Source organism: Parasphingopyxis marina, from assembly GCF_014237875.1.
In the GTDB taxonomy this organism is placed as follows: domain Bacteria; phylum Pseudomonadota; class Alphaproteobacteria; order Sphingomonadales; family Sphingomonadaceae; genus Parasphingopyxis; species Parasphingopyxis marina.
The window spans coordinates 531,460-547,804 of the sequence record NZ_JACJVJ010000002.1; the positions used below are offsets into that span (position 1 = coordinate 531,460).

At 65.1% G+C, this 16,345-nt stretch carries 14 protein-coding genes; 6 read left to right on the forward strand and 8 right to left on the reverse strand.

What is annotated here, in order from left to right:
- Positions 1-19 precede the first annotated feature (19 nt).
- On the forward strand, positions 20-580 hold the full coding sequence (locus H6P80_RS11305; protein ID WP_185801477.1) for a shikimate kinase: 561 nt from the start codon (positions 20-22) through the stop codon (positions 578-580).
- A complete protein-coding gene (gene aroB / locus H6P80_RS11310; protein WP_185801478.1) occupies positions 577-1,680 on the forward strand; it encodes a 3-dehydroquinate synthase in 1,104 nt (367 codons plus the stop codon). The genes H6P80_RS11305 and aroB overlap by 4 nt, the downstream gene beginning before the upstream one ends.
- Here the strand turns inward: aroB and H6P80_RS11315 are convergent.
- The 6 genes from H6P80_RS11315 to H6P80_RS11340 form a co-directional block, all read right to left on the reverse strand.
- Positions 1,677-3,419 carry a monovalent cation:proton antiporter-2 (CPA2) family protein gene (locus H6P80_RS11315; RefSeq protein WP_235973927.1) on the reverse strand — a complete coding sequence of 581 codons (1,743 nt, stop codon included), beginning with the start codon at positions 3,417-3,419 and terminating at the stop codon, positions 1,677-1,679. The two genes, aroB and H6P80_RS11315, sit on opposite strands and share 4 nt — an antisense overlap.
- 62 nt (positions 3,420-3,481) lie before the next feature.
- A complete protein-coding gene (locus tag H6P80_RS11320; RefSeq protein ID WP_185801479.1) occupies positions 3,482-3,913 on the reverse strand; it encodes an iron-sulfur cluster assembly scaffold protein in 432 nt (143 codons plus the stop codon).
- Positions 3,914-3,923: 10 nt separating this feature from the next.
- The gene (locus H6P80_RS11325) at positions 3,924-4,466 is read right to left on the reverse strand and encodes a hypothetical protein (protein WP_185801480.1); all 543 of its coding nucleotides are present in this window, start codon (positions 4,464-4,466) and stop codon (positions 3,924-3,926) included.
- A gap of 77 nt (positions 4,467-4,543) precedes the next feature.
- Positions 4,544-5,062 (reverse strand): CvpA family protein, encoded by a 519-nt coding sequence (locus H6P80_RS11330; protein ID WP_185801481.1) that lies wholly within the window; start codon positions 5,060-5,062, stop codon positions 4,544-4,546.
- Between the two features lie 9 nt (positions 5,063-5,071).
- Entirely contained in the window at positions 5,072-6,445 is a 1,374-nt protein-coding gene (radA, locus tag H6P80_RS11335; protein WP_185801482.1) for a DNA repair protein RadA, read from the reverse strand.
- Positions 6,446-6,486: 41 nt separating this feature from the next.
- Positions 6,487-7,893, reverse strand: coding sequence for a Mur ligase family protein (locus H6P80_RS11340; protein WP_185801483.1), 1,407 nt, complete (start codon positions 7,891-7,893; stop codon positions 6,487-6,489).
- Positions 7,894-7,945: 52 nt separating this feature from the next.
- Between H6P80_RS11340 and H6P80_RS11345 the strand changes: the two genes are divergently transcribed.
- The 3 genes from H6P80_RS11345 (at position 7,946) to H6P80_RS11355 (ending at position 12,875) form a co-directional block, all read left to right on the forward strand.
- Positions 7,946-8,782 (forward strand): LD-carboxypeptidase, encoded by an 837-nt coding sequence (locus tag H6P80_RS11345; RefSeq protein ID WP_328804997.1) that lies wholly within the window; start codon positions 7,946-7,948, stop codon positions 8,780-8,782.
- Between the two features lie 114 nt (positions 8,783-8,896).
- A complete protein-coding gene (locus H6P80_RS11350) occupies positions 8,897-10,522 on the forward strand; it encodes a hybrid sensor histidine kinase/response regulator (RefSeq protein WP_185801485.1) in 1,626 nt (541 codons plus the stop codon).
- Positions 10,523-10,571: 49 nt separating this feature from the next.
- Positions 10,572-12,875: a patatin-like protein gene (locus tag H6P80_RS11355; RefSeq protein WP_185801486.1), complete on the forward strand. Its 2,304-nt coding sequence runs from the start codon at positions 10,572-10,574 to the stop codon at positions 12,873-12,875.
- Positions 12,876-12,924: 49 nt separating this feature from the next.
- On the opposite strand, the gene H6P80_RS11360 is transcribed toward H6P80_RS11355, so the two are convergent.
- The gene (locus tag H6P80_RS11360) at positions 12,925-13,878 is read right to left on the reverse strand and encodes a polysaccharide deacetylase family protein (protein WP_185801487.1); all 954 of its coding nucleotides are present in this window, start codon (positions 13,876-13,878) and stop codon (positions 12,925-12,927) included.
- 9 nt (positions 13,879-13,887) lie between these two features.
- The gene (uvrC, locus tag H6P80_RS11365; protein ID WP_185801488.1) at positions 13,888-15,825 is read right to left on the reverse strand and encodes an excinuclease ABC subunit UvrC; all 1,938 of its coding nucleotides are present in this window, start codon (positions 15,823-15,825) and stop codon (positions 13,888-13,890) included.
- A gap of 112 nt (positions 15,826-15,937) precedes the next feature.
- Between uvrC and H6P80_RS11370 the strand changes: the two genes are divergently transcribed.
- Positions 15,938-16,327, forward strand: coding sequence for a cupin domain-containing protein (locus H6P80_RS11370; protein ID WP_185801489.1), 390 nt, complete (start codon positions 15,938-15,940; stop codon positions 16,325-16,327).
- The last annotated feature ends 18 nt before the right edge of the window (positions 16,328-16,345 follow it).

The window sequence follows — 16,345 nt, forward strand, 5'->3', positions numbered from 1 at the left end:
TGTCTATACACCAATCGCCATGACGCATAGCCCATCCGAACATAGCCCGGCACCTGCCGCCACGCGATCGCATATCGACAAGCCGGTCGTGCTGGTCGGGCTGATGGGTGTCGGCAAATCGACCATCGGGCGGCGGCTCGCCACCCGATTGGGCCTGCCTTTCATCGATTCCGACGACGAAATCGAAAAGGCATCGGGCATGACGGTCGGCGAACTGTTCGAGAATTACGGCGAAGATTATTTCCGCGACGGCGAACGGCGGGTGATCGCGCGACTGATCGACGGCGCGGTAAAGGTGATCGCCACCGGCGGCGGCGCCTTCGTCCAGCAGGAAACCCGCGAGCTTATCCTCAAAGAGGCGATCGCGGTGTGGCTCGACGCCGATATCGCCGTGCTGACCGAACGGGTGTCCCGCCGCAACACACGGCCGCTGCTCAGGGATACCGATCCCCATATGGTGCTCAGCGAACTCGCCGAGAAACGCCGGCCCTTTTACGAACAGGCGCAGATTCATGTCCGCAGCAATGACGGCGCGCATGAGGAAACCGTCGAACGGATTTTAGAGGCACTCGCGAAATGACCACCGTTCCCGTCGCGCTCGGCGCGCGCAGTTACGATATCCGGATAGAAGACGGCCTGCTGGACCGGGCAATGGACGTGCTCGCGCCGTTCCTCCGCGGCGAACGCGTCGCCATCGTCACCGACGAGAATGTTGCGCGCGACCATCTCGAAAGGCTGAACGCCGCGCTGCTCACGGGCGGCAAAATGCCGAACCCCATCATATTGCCGCCGGGCGAAGCGACGAAAAGCTGGGAAAAGCTTGAAACACTCACGGACGCGCTGCTCGGCCTTGGCATCGAACGCGGCGACCATATCGTCGCGCTGGGCGGCGGCGTGATCGGCGATCTCACCGGCTTTGCCGCGGCGATCCTCAAGCGCGGATGCGGCTTCGTACAGATCCCGACGACGTTGCTGGCGCAGGTCGATAGCTCGGTGGGCGGCAAGACCGCGATCAACAGCCGGGCGGGGAAAAACCTGATCGGCGCCTTCCATCAGCCCGCGCTCGTGCTGATCGATCCCTCCGTCCTCGCTACGCTGCCGCCGCGCGAAATGCGCGCGGGCTATGCCGAGGTCGTCAAATATGGGCTGATCGACGATGCCGATTTCTTCGCCTGGTGCGAAGCGAATGGCGCCCTGCTGCTCGGCGGCGACCGCGCGGCCCAGACCGAAGCGATCCGCCGCAGCGTGGAATCCAAGGCGCGGATCGTGGGCGAGGACGAGACCGAACGCACCGGCCGCCGCGCGCTGCTCAATCTCGGCCACACTTTCGGCCACGCGCTGGAAGCCGAAACCGGCTTTTCCGACACCCTGCTCCATGGCGAAGCGGTGGCGGCGGGCATGGCGCTTGCCTTCCGCTATTCCGCGCGGCGCGGGCTTTGCAGCGATACCGATGCCGAGCGCGTCTCCGCCCATATCGAGGCCGCCGGCCTCCCGCACGGTCTTGCCTCGGCAGGCGTTGCCGCGGACGGGGCGACGCTGACCCGGCATATGCTCCATGACAAGAAGATGGAGGGCGGCACGCTGCCCTTCCTGCTCGCTCGCGGAATCGGCGAAACCTTCCTGGCCAAGGACGTCGACCTCGCCGACGTCGCGGCGTTCCTCGATGGGGAAGCGCGCTAGTCCATCGGCCGTGACGCCGCTATCCCGAAACTATGCTCGGACCCGGCATGAAGGTCCCCGGCTTCGTGCTGCGCCTCCAGCCGTCGCGTATCCCGATCGCGAAACTCTTCCTCGACCCGCTCGATAAGCTCGTCTTCCAGCTCCATCGCGAGCATCCCCCGATGGGCCATGACGATCGCGGATTCGAAAACCTCGCGCACGATGCCGTCGACCTCGATCCCTTTCAGCGCCAGTTCGTGCCGCCGGTCATAGGCGCGAACGAAGATGCGCGCATCGGGAAAGGCTTCGACGATCGGTTCGAGCGCGCTCGTATCGAGCGTCGTGCCATCGAGGCAGAAGAACAGCGCCGCCGCCTGATCCGCCCCGGCAAGCCGCAGCAGATCGAGCCGCGTGCCATCGCCATAATAGACGGTGCGGCCATATTCGCGGCTGACGTCGATCTGGTCCGGGTTGGAATCGATCAGGGTCACCGAAAGATTCGCCGCCGCCATGATCTGCGCGACGACCTGGCCGAAACGGCCATGGCCAACGACGATGACATTGGAATCGCTCGCCGCCTCCGGCCCGTCCAGATCGTCGCGGTCCGCGCTTTGCTGCTGGACGCCGCCGAACCGGCGGCCCAGCGCCATCAGGAACGGGGTCGTCGCCATCGACAGGGTGACGACCGCGCCGAACTGGCTCGCCGCCTGCTCGGCGATCAGCAATGCGCGCTGCGCCTCCGCGAACAGGACGAAAGCGAACTCGCCGCCCTGGCTGAGCAGCAGGCCGAGCACGAAGGCGGCCCGCGTGCTCGTCCCGAAGGCCTTGGCGAGACCGAAGATGATGATGACTTTTACGGCGACGAGCGCGGCGGCCATGGCGATGATGAACAGCGGATTGGACAGGATCGCATCGACATCGAGCATCATGCCGACGGCGAGGAAAAACAGGCCGAGCAACAGCGAGCGGAACGGGTCCACATCCGCCTCCAGCTCGTGCCGATAGGGTGAATCGGCGAGCATGACCCCCGCTACGAACGCGCCGAGCGCCATGGACAGCCCGAGCGCGTCCATCACCGCGGCGGCCATGCAGACCGTGAACAGGCCCGCGACGATGAACAGTTCGCGCTCGGCGATACGGCCCACCAGCTTCAGCATCGGGTTGAGAAGATAGCGGCCGGCAAGAACCAGCCCGACAACCGCCACGACTGCGTAGATCGCAAGCAGCCAGCCCGGCGGCGCCCCGGGATCGGCGGGCGCGCGCGAAAGCGCCGCCACCACCGTCAACAGCGGCACGATCGACAGGTCCTGGAACAGCAGAATCGAAAAGGCGCGCTCGCCCGCCGGTGTGTTGAGCCGTCCGCGCGACTGGAGCAACGGCAACACCTGCGCGGTCGACGAGAGGCCGAGCGGCAGGCCGAGCGCCAGCGCGGCCCCCCAGGAGAAGCCGGTTACGCCGTAAATCAGCGCGGAAATGGCGAGCCCGCACAGCACTACCTGCAACAGCCCAAATCCGAAAATATCCTTGCGCAGCCGCCACAGTCGGCGCGGCGCGAGCTCCAGCCCGACGAGAAACAGCAGCAGCACGATGCCGATTTCGGCCACCGCCAGCATCGCCTCCGGGTCCTCGACAAAGCCGAGACCGAACGGGCCCACGGCGATACCGGCGATCAGGTAACCCAGCACGGCACCGAGCCCGAGCTTGCGGAACAGGAGCACGAACAGCAGCGCCGCGCCCAGGAGCACGAAGCCGTCGAACATCAGAATGCCGGTCGAGCCGTGGTCCGCAGCCGACTGTGTCGTCGCCTCCACGGCCTGCTCCATCATGCGGTTTGCCGGGCCATTGCGGCGGCCTCGGCCACAGCCTCGAAGGCAAGACGGATCGAAGCATGGCGCGCCTTGTGCGGAATGGCGGGCGCGAAGATTTCGAGCCCCGGCCAATCGCCCGCGTCGTCGCGATCACCGGCGAGAAATTCGGCCAGTGCATCGCGCGCCACCGCGAGCTCGCCGGCCGTCCGCCCGACGGCGTTGCGGCCCATCAGCGAAGCGGAAGCCTGGCCCAGCGCGCAGGCGCGTACCTCCTGCCCCAGCGCCGCGATCCGGCCATCCGCGCCCATCGTCACATCGACCGTCACCCGGCTGCCGCAAACCGGCGAACGCTTCTCGACGCTGGCCTGCGGCGCATCGAGCCGCGTGCGGTGCGGTATCTCGGTCGCGAGACGAAGTATCTCGGCATTATAGAGTGCGGCGGACATGCCGTTCGATTTAGTCGCTTCTTATGTAAATGCCAGTGAACCAGTTCGTCCATTCGCCGCTCCCGGGATCCTGTTCCCAGAATTCCTGGAGCACCGTGCCGTCCTCCTGCAGCGTCCAGCGCCCGGTAAAGGCCCGCGGCGCGGGTTGGTTGGTGTAGGTGATGGTCCCGGCCAGGGTCAGCGTACCGGGCTCGGCGATCGGGCCCTCGATGCGGATAATCACGCCGGGGCTGAGCCAGAGCTGGGTCCAGATCTCGCGGACCGGATCGTAGAAATTATAGGACTGGCCGGCTGGATTACCGCCCTGCGAATAGCGTTCGAGCAGCGCGCAACCGCCGTTGATCGGCTGGATCGAATTGGTGCCCGCGAGTTGCCCGTCAGGCGTGCGGACCTCCCAATCTCCGATCCAGAAATCGAAAGCGCGATAGGCCAAACCCTCGCAGCCAGGCTGGGCTGGCGGAGCGGGTGGCTGTTCCGCCTCCTGCGCCGCGGCGGGAAACAGCGAAAGCATGGCGGCGAGCGCGAAAATGCAAGGCGTGGAATGTCGGATCATGGCAGCCCCCCGTTCGCATGTCAGCCTAGGGGCGGCCGAGGATCAGGCCAGCGCCGTTCGACCAATCAACGCGAGGATCAGGCCGACGGCTCCTCTTCACCGGTTTCCTTCCGCATCTCTACGAAATCGACAATCGCCCGGCCGCTGGCGTTGAGCAGCGGATAGGTGCGCGATTCCCGCATCCAGTCGGGCCGGTCAGACCCGCCGCCATAGGCGATATCCATGGCGAGATTGGCGAGCAGGAAGACGAGTGTAATTGCGATCAGGCCCTTGAGCGCGCCGAACCCGAAACCAAGGATGCGGTCGATCGGCCCGATAAAGGATTCGCGCACGCCGATACCCAGCCGCCGCCCGGCAAACCGGCTCGCGAAAAAGAAGACGCCGAAGATGATCGCGAAGCTAAGCACCGGCGCGGCGCCCTGCGCGCCGACAAAGCCCCCAATCACGGTGTTAAAGGGTTCGTAGAGAAGCCGCAGCGCGAGGACGCCTATCACCCAGGCCAGCAGGGTCATCACCTCATAGGTAAAACCCCGCATCGCGCCGAGGATCGCGCCGCCGCCGACCAGAATCAAAACTATCGCATCGAGCGCCGTCATATTCGCCCGCTAGGCGCGGCCCAGCAAATGGTCAACCAATCCGCGCAGCGTGGAAAAGCCGGCGAGCGTGATCCCCGATTCCCGCGTGTCGACAGCAGCGGGCAGCAAGGCCTTGGAAAATCCCAGTTTCGTCGCTTCGCGTAGCCGCATCGGCGCATGGGCAACGCTGCGCACTTCGCCGGAAAGCGAAATTTCACCGAACGCCACGCTATCCGCCGCGATCGGCTGCTCGGCAAGCGCCGAAACGAGCGCCGCCGCCACCGCAAGATCGGCGGCGGGATCGGCGACGCGATAACCGCCAGCGACGTTGAGATAGACTTCCGATGTCGAGAAGCTGAGCCCGCAGCGCGCCTCCAGAACGGCAAGGATCATCGCCAGTCGTCCGGAGTCCCAGCCAACCACCGCGCGGCGCGGCGTCGCGCCGCTCGCAAGCCGCACGACCAGCGCCTGAATCTCCACCAGCACGGGCCGCGTGCCTTCGAGCGCCGGAAACACGACCGCGCCCGCCACCGATTCCTCGCGCTGGGTCAGGAACAGCATCGAGGGGTTGGAAACCTCTTCCAGCCCGCCTTCGGCCATCGAGAAGACGCCGATCTCGTCGGTGCCGCCGAAGCGGTTCTTGATCGCACGCAAAATGCGGTACTGATGGCTGCGCTCGCCCTCGAAGGAGAGCACGGTATCGACCATATGTTCGAGCACGCGGGGGCCGGCGATCGAGCCGTCCTTGGTGACATGGCCCACCAGCACCAGCGCCGTGCCGCGTTCCTTGGCGAAGCGGATCAGTTCCTGCGCCGAAGCGCGCACTTGGCTCACCGTGCCGGGCGCGCCCTCGATCAGGTCCGAATGCATGGTCTGGATCGAATCGATGACGAGAAGCGCGGGCGGCGCGCTTTCGCTTAGGGTCGTCAGGATATCGCGGACCGAGGTTGCCGCAGCGAGCTTGATCGGCGCATCGCCCAGCCCCAGCCGCCGCGCGCGCAGCCGAATCTGGTCGGCCGCCTCCTCACCCGAAATATAGGCGATCTCCCGGCCCGCCGAAGCAAGCCGGGCCGCAGCCTGCAACAACAGCGTCGATTTGCCGATGCCAGGATCGCCACCGAGCAATGTCGCCGATCCGGTGACGAAGCCGCCGCCGATGGCGCGGTCGAGCTCGGGGATGCCGGTTTCCATGCGATCGGGCAGCGGCACATCGGCATCGAGGCCGACCAGCGACAGGGTCGCGCCGCCCGATTGCAGGTTATGCTTTTTCTGGAACGGCGTGACGACCGCGCGGGCATCCTCGACCAGCGTGTTCCACTCGCCGCAATCGCCACACTGGCCCTGCCATTTCGACGCCACCGCACCGCAGGCCTGACAGACATAGCGTTTCTGGGGTTTCGCCATGGCCTTCCCATAACGAGAACAAAAGGGGAATACTAGAGGGTTTATCCGCGCGCGACGGCGGCAAGGATGTCGGCGGCAAAGGTGGACAGCGTGTCGTCCCGCGCGCCCATCACGATGATGCGATCCCCGTCCTGTGCGAGGGCGGCGAGCCGGGCGCCGCAGGCGGCGCGATCGGGGATATGCTCAGCATGTCGGCCCGCTTTGGCGACATTTTCGACAATCGCATCGCTGCCGACGCTTTTATCCGTCGTTCCACCAAAATAGACGGGATCACAGAGGATTAGACAGTCTTCTTCAGACATATTCTCGATAAAGCACGCGGCAAGTTCGGCGCCCATTTTCTTGAGCGGACCGTAGCCATGCGGCTGGAAGAAGATCAGCAGCCTGCCGGAAAAAGCGTGGAGGGTTTTCAAGGTCGCGGCAATCTTGTCCGGGTTATGGCCGAAATCGTCGATCACGGTTGCGCCGCCGGCCGTACCGACAATCTCGAAACGGCGGCGCAAGCCCAGAAAACGGCCGATTGCCGCGGCCGCTTCGGCCAGCCCGATACCGCAGGCCCGGGCGACGGCAATGGCTGCAAGCGCATTGGAGACATTGTGCCGTCCGGGAACCGCGAGCTCGACATGGGCGCCATCGCCCGACGCCCGTTCGGCAAGATCGAAAGCGACCGAAAGCGGCGCTTCCACGATATTCGTGGCCGTCAGGTCCGCCGCGTCATTCTCGATCCCGAAACCGGTTAATTTCTCGTCCGGAATCGCGCTCGCCAGGGCCGCGCTCTCGGCATCGTCGAGATTGACGATGGCCCGGCCCGCTTTCGCCAGAAAATCGCCGAACAGCGACCGCAACTCCTCCATCGACTTGTGATCGAGCGAGACATTGTTGAGCACGGCAATATCGGGCGCATAAAGGGCGATCGATCCGTCGCTCTCGTCGATTTCGGAAACGAACGCATCGCCCTGCCCCACCAGCGCGCTGGCGAAAGGCGTGTCGTCGGCGATGAAATTCTTCATCACCGCGCCGTTCATCACCGTCGGATCGCGGCCGCATGCGTGGAGGATCCAGCCGATCATCCCGGTCACCGTCGATTTGCCCGACGTTCCGGCGACGCCGATGCCGCAGGCTGCGCCGTTGAAAAGTTCGGATAAAAGTTCGGGCCGGGTGAGCCGATCAAGGGCAAGCTTGTGTGACGCCATGACGTCAGGGATCGTGTCCTCGACCGCCGCGGACGCCACAAGTATCTGGTTTGTATCGGTTAATCCGCTCCCATCCTGGGGAAAAAGAGCGATGCCCTGGGCACGCAGCCAATCGAATTTCGCGCCCGTCCGCCCCTGGTCGAGCGCGCGATCGGAACCCTTCACCGTAAAGCCGCGGCCGCGCAGGATGCTCGCCAGCGGCAGCATCCCGCTGCCGCCGATCCCGCAGAAGAAATAGGATTTGTCGTTGTCCATCGCGCCTCGCTATGGGGAGCGGCGCGGTTTTTCAATTCGGAAGGGCGATATGGTGGCGGATAAAAGGGCGCGGATCGGCATCGTCGCCACAAGCTCCCCGTTCGAACGGGACACCGCCGAACGCGTCGAGGCGCTGGCGGCCGCGCTCTATCCGGAAAACCCGCCCGCGCTCGTCGTCCATCCGAACAGCTTCCTGCGCCACAATCATTTCGCCGGCGACGACGCCGCGCGCGCCGAAGCCTTTCTCGCCATCGCCAACGATCCCGATATCGACGCGCTGTGGTTCGCGCGCGGCGGCTATGGCGCCTGCCGGATCGCCGAGACCGTGCTGGCGAAGCTGGAGCCGGCGGCGAAGGCCAAACAGTATCTGGGCTATAGCGATGCCGGCGTGCTGCTGGCGGGGCTCTACAAGGCCGGCTGCCGCGTCGCCCATGGCCCGATGTGCCAGGATATCTGGCGCACGGACGGCGAAGCCGCGATCGAGCGCGCGCTGCGCTGGCTGATCGAGCGCGATCCCGCGACGCTGGAGCCGAGCCTGGCCGATGGCCGGCCGGCGGCGGCCTTCAACATGATCTCGCTCAGCCAGATCATCGGCACGCCGCTCCAGCCGGACCTCGAAAACCATGTCCTGATGCTCGAGGAGGTCTCCGAATATATGTATCGGATAGACCGGGCCATGCACCATATCACCGCCAATCCCGATATCCGGAAAATCGCCGGAATCCGGCTCGGCCGGTGCAGCGACATCCCCGAAAACGAAACCGATTTCGGGATGACTGCGGAAGAGGTCGTCCGCCATTGGTGCGGGGTTTCCGGCATCGCCTGGCTCGGCGAGGCCGATATCGGCCATGACGCGGCGAACCGCATCGTGCCGTTCGGTACTTCCTGATCGTTAATTTTCGTGCCAGAATGGTCCGACTTTAACGCTTAATTAGGTACGATTGTCCATAAGCGCCGGACACGAGCGAACCGCCGCTGCGGATCGCATTGAAGGCGCGGATATTTGGTCGATTTGAGCTCTGAACGGAATCTTCACAGCCGCGATCCCGACGGCAGTCCCGTCGCGGGCGATATGGGTTCGCGCGCGATTATATGGTCGCTGGGTCGCGATTTCGAAATGCATGGCGAACAACCGGGCTGGAAGCTGCTGACCGGCCAGGGCCCCGAAGACTATACCGAACATGGCTGGATCAACGCGATCCACCCGGACGATGCCGAGCCGACGATCGAGGCCTGGCAACTGGCCGAGGCCGAACGCCGCGTTTTCACCCATTCCCACCGCCTCCGCTCGATCAACAGCGACTGGCAGGAATGGGCGCTGAAAGCCGTGCCCAGTTTCGATTCCGAGGGCCGCGTCAATCGCTGGTCGGCTATGTCGATCTATTCCGCCCGGCGCGAAAAGACCGAGCGCCAGCTCAAAATCTCGCCCGGCGACACCATTCTCAGCGAAGCCGAATATGCCACCGTGCTCGACCAGCTCGGCGAAGGCGTGATCGTCACCAATGCGGAAGGCCAGATCACCTTCATCAACGAAGCGGCGGTCCGGCTCCACGGCATCCGGGAACTGAGCGTCAATCCCGATGCCTATTCCGAAGCCTATAGCCTGTTCACGATCGATGGCGATCCCTACCCACCCCATAAATTGCCCCTTTCGCGCAGCGTGCTCAGCGGCGAGACCGTGATCGACGAACGCTGGCTGATCCGCCGCCCGGACGGCAGCGAAGTGATCGCGATCGGCACCGCCAAGCCGATCTACGACAAGAGCGGCAAGCAGATCGGCGGATCGCTCACGATCCGCGACGATACTGCGCGCCATGCCGCCGAGGCCGGCCTTGCGCTGCTGAACGAAACTCTCGAATCGCGCGTCGAACAGGCGATGGCCGAGCGCCAGGCCGCCGAGGCCGCGCTGCGCCAGGCGCAGAAGATGGAAGCGGTCGGCCAGCTGACCGGCGGCATCGCGCATGATTTCAACAACCTGCTGACCGTCATCCTCGGCAGCCTTCAGCTTCTCGACCTTCGACTGGGCGATATCGAGGACGAAAAGGTAACGCGCCATCTGGGCAGCATCGACGCCGCGGCCAAAAAGGCCGCATCGCTGACCCAGCGGCTGCTGGCCTTTTCACGGCGCCAGCCGCTCGAACCCAAGGCGCTCGACGTCAACCTGCTGATCGCCGATCTCGCGGATATGATCGAACGGACCATCGGCGAGAATATCGTGTTCCGGGCCGATCCCGGCACGGGTATAGCCCCGTTGTTCGTCGACGATCATCAGCTTGAAAATGTCCTGCTCAACCTTGCCTTCAACTCGCGCGACGCGATGCCCGATGGCGGCGAATTGTGGATCCGCACCGAACCGGTGACGATCGAAGAAGGCGACTCAGCCGAACTCGCGCCGGGCGACTATGCGCTTATTTCAGCCGTCGATACCGGCCATGGTATGGACGAGGAGGCCAAGGCACGCGCGTTCGAGCCGTTCTTCACGACCAAGACGGTCGGCAAGGGAACCGGGCTCGGCCTGTCGATGATATACGGCTTCGCCAAGCAATCGGGCGGCGATGTGCAGATCGAATCCGAACCCGGCATCGGCACAACCGTGCGCCTTTATCTTCCGGTTCATCGCGCACTCTGAACCGCGCTACGCTCGACAAAATCGCCGCCGCCTGCCATCGCCTCCTGCCATGCGGGAGAAGGAACTGCGCCTCGCCCTTGTCTGTTATGGCGGCATCAGCCTCGCCATCTACATGCACGGCATCACCAAGGAGATCTGGCGCCTCGCCCGCGCCAGCCGCGCTTTCCATGATGCGCTAACGCCAGCCACCACATCGCAGCGCGTCTATCGCGAGTTGCTCGCCGCCATCGAGGCGGAAACCGGGGTGAAGCTGCGTGTGCTCGTCGATATCATCGCGGGCGCCAGTGCCGGCGGCATCAACGGCGTTTTCCTGGCGCAGGCGATAGCGAGCGGGAAATCGCTCGAGCCGCTTACCGATTTGTGGCTCGAACGCGCCGATGTCGATGTGCTGCTTGCGCCCGACAAGCGGCCGGTGTCGCGCTTCACCAAATTCTGGGCGACGCCGATCGCCTGGGCGGTGGCCCGCCGCACCGGCGGGCCGGTCGAGACCACGGTGGCGCCCGAAGCGCAGCAAGAAGTCAGCGCCAAATTGTCGCGTTTCGTGCGATCCAAATGGTTCCAGCCGCCCTTTGGCGGCAAGGGCTTTGTCAGGCTGATCCTCGACGCGTTCGAGGCGATGGACGCGCTGCCCGCCGAAAAGCCGCTCCTGCCCGAGGGCCAGCCGCTCGACCTGTTCGTAACGGTGACGGATTTTCATGGCCACCCGCAAGGGCTGCGCCTCAACAGCCCGGCAGCGATCGTCGAGACCGAACACCGGCTGACCCTGCCCTTCACCGATCATGGCGCGGAACCGCGCGAACTGGGCGCGACCGCCGAACTGACCTTCGCCGCGCGCGCGACGGCCAGCTTCCCGGGCGCCTTCCCGCCCTTCACGGTCGGGGAGCTTGACGGGGTTCTCGAAGAACGCGGCATAGCCTGGCCGGGCCGCGACGCCTTTCTGAAGCGCGTCCTGCCGCGCCACTATGCGGCGGGCACCGCGGAAACGACCGCGCTGATCGACGGATCGGTACTCGCCAACGCGCCCTTCGGCCCGGCCGTCGATGCGCTACGGGATCGGCCCGCCCATCGCGAGGTCGATCGCCGGTTCGTCTATATCGATCCCAAGCCGGGCGTGCGCAGCATCCGCATGGGTAGCGAGAATGACGCGGTGCCCGGCTTCTTCCGCACGATCTTCGGCGCGCTTTCCGACATCCCCCGCGAACAGCCGATCCGCGACAATCTGGAGGCGATCGAAGCGCGCTCGCGGCGCATCCGGCGGCTGCGGCGGATCGTCGACGCAATCCGCCCGCAGGTGGAAGCCGCGATAGAAAGCGATTTCGGGCGCACCTTTTTCCTCGACAAGCCGACGCCCCAGCGGCTCGCGGCCTGGCGCAGCAAGGCGCAGAATTTCGCCGCGGCGGAAGCCGGCTATGCCTATGCGTCATACGGACAGCTCAAGCTTTCCGGCATCGTCGACGAAATTGCGCAGATGCTGACCACGCTCGCGGGGCATAAGGGCGACGACGATATGGCGCTGCGGCGCGCCCTGTGGGGCGAAGTCCGCGTGCTCGGCCTCAACGATCCCGACGCGCTGTCGGCCACCGGGGCCAGCGATGCGGCGATCGCCTTTTTCCGCGACCATGACCTGCTGTTCCGCGTGCGCCGGTTGCGCTTCATGCTGCGCCGGCTTTCCCAGATCGAGGAGCTGGGCGAATGCGATGCCGACAGCCTGAACGCGGCGCGCGACGCGGTCTATGATACGCTGGGCGACTATCTGGAACGCGAGCGGATCGAATTCTATGCGCCCGAAATCGCGGCGCTCGCCGGGCAGACGATCGCCGATCCCGCCGCCGCGCTGTCCGCGCTGGCCAAGGCGCGCGACCTCAAATCCGCCGATACCCGTGCCGAACAGCGCCTCGCCGAAGCGCTGGCGGCGCTGCCCAAACCCGAACGGCGGACGATGCTGTTCGCCTATCTCGGCTTTCCCTTTTACGACATCGCCACCTTGCCGCTGCTGCAGGGCGAAGGGCTCGACGAATTCGATCCGATCAAGGTGGACCGGATCGCGCCGGAGGACGCGCAGTCGATCCGCGAGGGCGGCGTCGAGGCCACGCTCAAGGGGATCGAGTTCAACAGCTTCGGCGCCTTTTTCAGCCGGGTCTATCGCGAGAACGACTATCTCTGGGGCCGGTTGCACGGCGCCGAGCGGCTGATCGACATTATCGTTTCGACCATCCCCGAGGGCAAAAGGCTCGCGCCCGGCAGGGTCGCCGAATTCAAGCGCCGCGCCTTTCGCGCGGTGATCGAGGAAGAACGCGATCGGCTGACCAATATCCCGGACCTGTTCGCCGAGCTGGAAGGGGAAATCGGCTAGCGGCCGATCCGCCCGGCGACCGGAAAACGGCAGGCGTGCCCCGCGCCGCTCAGCCCCGCTCTTCGACCATGTTGGACCAGAGCTGTTCGGCCATGCGGTGCGCGACCCGAACCGGCGAAACGCTGGCGGGTTCGCCCTCGGTCTTGAGGCACAGGTCGCCGAGATCCGCGAAATGCGCGGTCGGGGCTTCGTCGCGGCGCTCGGCCAGATAGGCGCACAGCCCATCGAAGCGCCGCTTGGCGATCTTGTTGGCGCGGCGGCCGTCGCGCGTCGCCAGCTCGAAACTGTGGCTGACGATCGTAAACACCGGATGATCGTTGACGACCGCGAAATCGAGCCCGGCCTTCATCTCGCCCAGGGTCACCGCGCAAATCTGCATATGGCGGAGCGCGCCGCCCGGCTGGCTCATTTGGGAAACCGGCACCTCGATCACGCCATGCTGCTTGACCGGCGTGACCCATTCGGCATCGAGCCCGAGCGCGCTCGGCCAGGGCGCGGCGCAGCCATTATGGCTGCTGTCGTAGCGGATGCCGAGATCGGCCAGAGCGTGCAGCGTATCGGCATTCACCGCATAGCTGCCCGAGCGGAAGGCGATCGGCTCCGGGGCGCCGGCTTCGACGAGGATGGTGCGCGCCTGTTCGATCAGCCGCCGCTGGCCCTCGCGGTCGAAACCCGTCAGTTCGAAATCGGCATCGTCGCCGATCACGCCGTGGCGGGAGGCTTCGTCCCACATCGGATGGATATGGAGCTGCACCTCCTGCCCGGCCATCAGCACCGTATCGACCATGCGTTTGACCGGCTCGAGCCCGAACAGCACCGCCGGCATCGGATCGACGAAGAACACGCCCTTCAGGCGATGGCGGGCGAGCTGCTTGAGCTGGTAGCTGAGCCCGACGGCCGCCGGCTCCACGCTGCGCGCATAATTGTCGGCCCAGCCCCGCCCGGCCCAGTGATGGCGCCAGGTGAGCTCGGTATCGACGGTAATAAGTGCCCGCGTCCCCATGCGAAGGCTTTACCCACTGGCATGAAAATAATCGTAAATATTCCTTGCCATCGCCCCGGAAACCCCCGGAACCCGTTCCAGATCGGCCAATCCCGCGGCTTTTACCGCCTTGGCGGTGCCGAAATGCAGCAGCAGCGCGCGCTTTCGCGCCGGCCCGATCCCCGGAATATCGTCGAGCGGGCTGGTGCCCATGGCTTTCGCCCGTTTCTGCCGGTGCGCGCCGATCGCAAAGCGGTGCGCCTCGTCGCGCAGCCGCTGGAGATAGAACAGCAGCGCGCTGTTATGCGGCAGCATCTGCTCCCGCCCGTCGGGAAAATGGAAATGCTCGCGCCCGGCATTGCGGTCCGGCCCTTTCGAAATGCCGATCAGCGCGACATCGGCGATGCCCGCTTCCTCCAGCGCCTCGACCGCCGCGCTCACCTGCCCCTTGCCGCCGTCGATCAGCACGAGATCAGGCCATTCGCCGCGGCTGCGGTCCGGATCTTCTTTCTCCGCGCGGGCGAAGCGGCGCTGGAACACCTCGCGCATCATCGCGAAATCGTCCCCCGGCGCCGTGTCCGGATTCTTGATGTTGAATTTGCGATAATTGGATTTGCGGAAACCCTCGGGCCCGGCGACGACCATCGCGCCGACCGCATTGGTACCCTGGACATGGCTGTTGTCATAGATCTCGATCCGGTCGGGCAGATCGTCGAGCTCGAACAGCTCCGCCATTTCGCGCAGCACCTTGGCCTGGCTGGAGCTTTCGGCCATCCGCCGGTCCAGCGCTTCGCTGGCGTTGCGCTTCGCCTGTTCCAGCAATTTGCGCTGGTCGCCGCGCTGCGGGATTTTCAGCGTCACCTTGCGGTCCGCCCGCTCGGCCAGCGCCTCCTCCAGCAGTTCGGCTTCGGGCAGTTCGCGATCGAGCAGCACGAGCCGGGGCGGCGGCACCTCCTCGTAGAACTGCATGAGGAACGCCTGCAGCGCCTCCTCCACCGGCACGTCTTTCGTGTGCGCCGGGAAGAAAGCGCGATGCCCCCAATTCTGGCCGCCGCGAATGAAAAAGGCCTGGATGCCGACCGTCCCGGCCTTCTCGGCCAGCGCAAACACGTCCGCGTCGGACACGCCCTGGGCGGTGATCGCCTGGCTGCCCTGGATGAAGGTCAATGCCTTCAGCCGATCGCGGTAGACGGCGGCCATCTCGAAATCGAGATCCTCGGCCGCCTTTTCCATCTGCGCGCCCAGCTTCTGTTGGATCTTGATGCTTTTGCCCGACAGGAACGCTTTCGCGTCTTCGACCAGCTCGTCATAGCCGGCCGCGTCGATCCGCTCGACGCACGGACCCGAACATCGGCGGATCTGGTAGAGCAGGCAAGGCCGCGAGCGATTGGCGAAAAAGCTGTCCGAGCAGCTTCGCAGCAGGAACATCTTCTGCAGCGCATTGATCGTGCGGTTGACCGATCCGGCGCTGGCAAACGGCCCGTAATATTGCCCCTTCGCCTTGCGCGCGCCGCGATGCTTCATGATCCGGGGATAGTCATGATCCTCGCGCAGCAGGATGAAGGGGAAGCTTTTGTCGTCGCGCAGAAGCACGTTGTAAGCGGGCCGGAAACGCTTGATGAGCTGCGCTTCGAGCAGCAACGCCTCGGCCTCGGTCTCGGTCGTGACGATCGTCATCGCGCGGGTCTGGGCGACCATGCGCTGGAGCCGCCTCGGCAGCTGCTGGACCTGGGTGTAGTTCGGGACGCGGTTCTTCAGGGTCGCCGCCTTGCCGACATACAGAACATCGCCGCGCGCATCGAGCATCCGGTAGACGCCGGGCCGCGCGGGCAAGGTCTTCACGGTATCGCGGATCGCAGCGACGCCGGCATCGAGATCGGGCTGTCCCGTGCCGCGCAGGGCGTAGGTGGCCTTTTCCTCGTTGAAGCGGTTCGCGCCCCTGGGATCGTCTGGTCGGTCGGCTTTCACGGGATCGATTTAGGCATTCGTGCCGCGCACGGCAAACGGCTGCCGCAGACATTGTCCGGCACAGCTGGCGCCCCTATCAATCCCGTACTTCCCAAGAAAGAGGCGTACCGCGATGAGAAAAGCCACCTCCCTGCTACTGCTGCCTGCCGCCCTGTCCACAACCGCCCCGCTCGCCGCGCAATCGGACGAAACCCTGCCCAGCGCCTTCGACGCCGGATGGAATGGAGAAGATGTGTGCGAGCGGCTTTTCGAGAATGCGGAGATGCGCGTCGCGCGTTGCACCTTTCCGTCCGGCATCGGCCATGAGCGCCATTATCACCGGCCGCATTGGGGCTATATCCTGCAGGGCGGAACGATGCGTATCACCGATGCCGACGGCACCGAAGACGTCACCACCGAAAGCGGCGGCAATTGGTGGAGCGACGGCGTAGAGTGGCACGAGGCCGTCAATGTCGGCAGCGAGACGAGCGTCTATCTGATCGTGGAACCGAAAGGCGAATAGGCACGTCCCCGCCGTTCC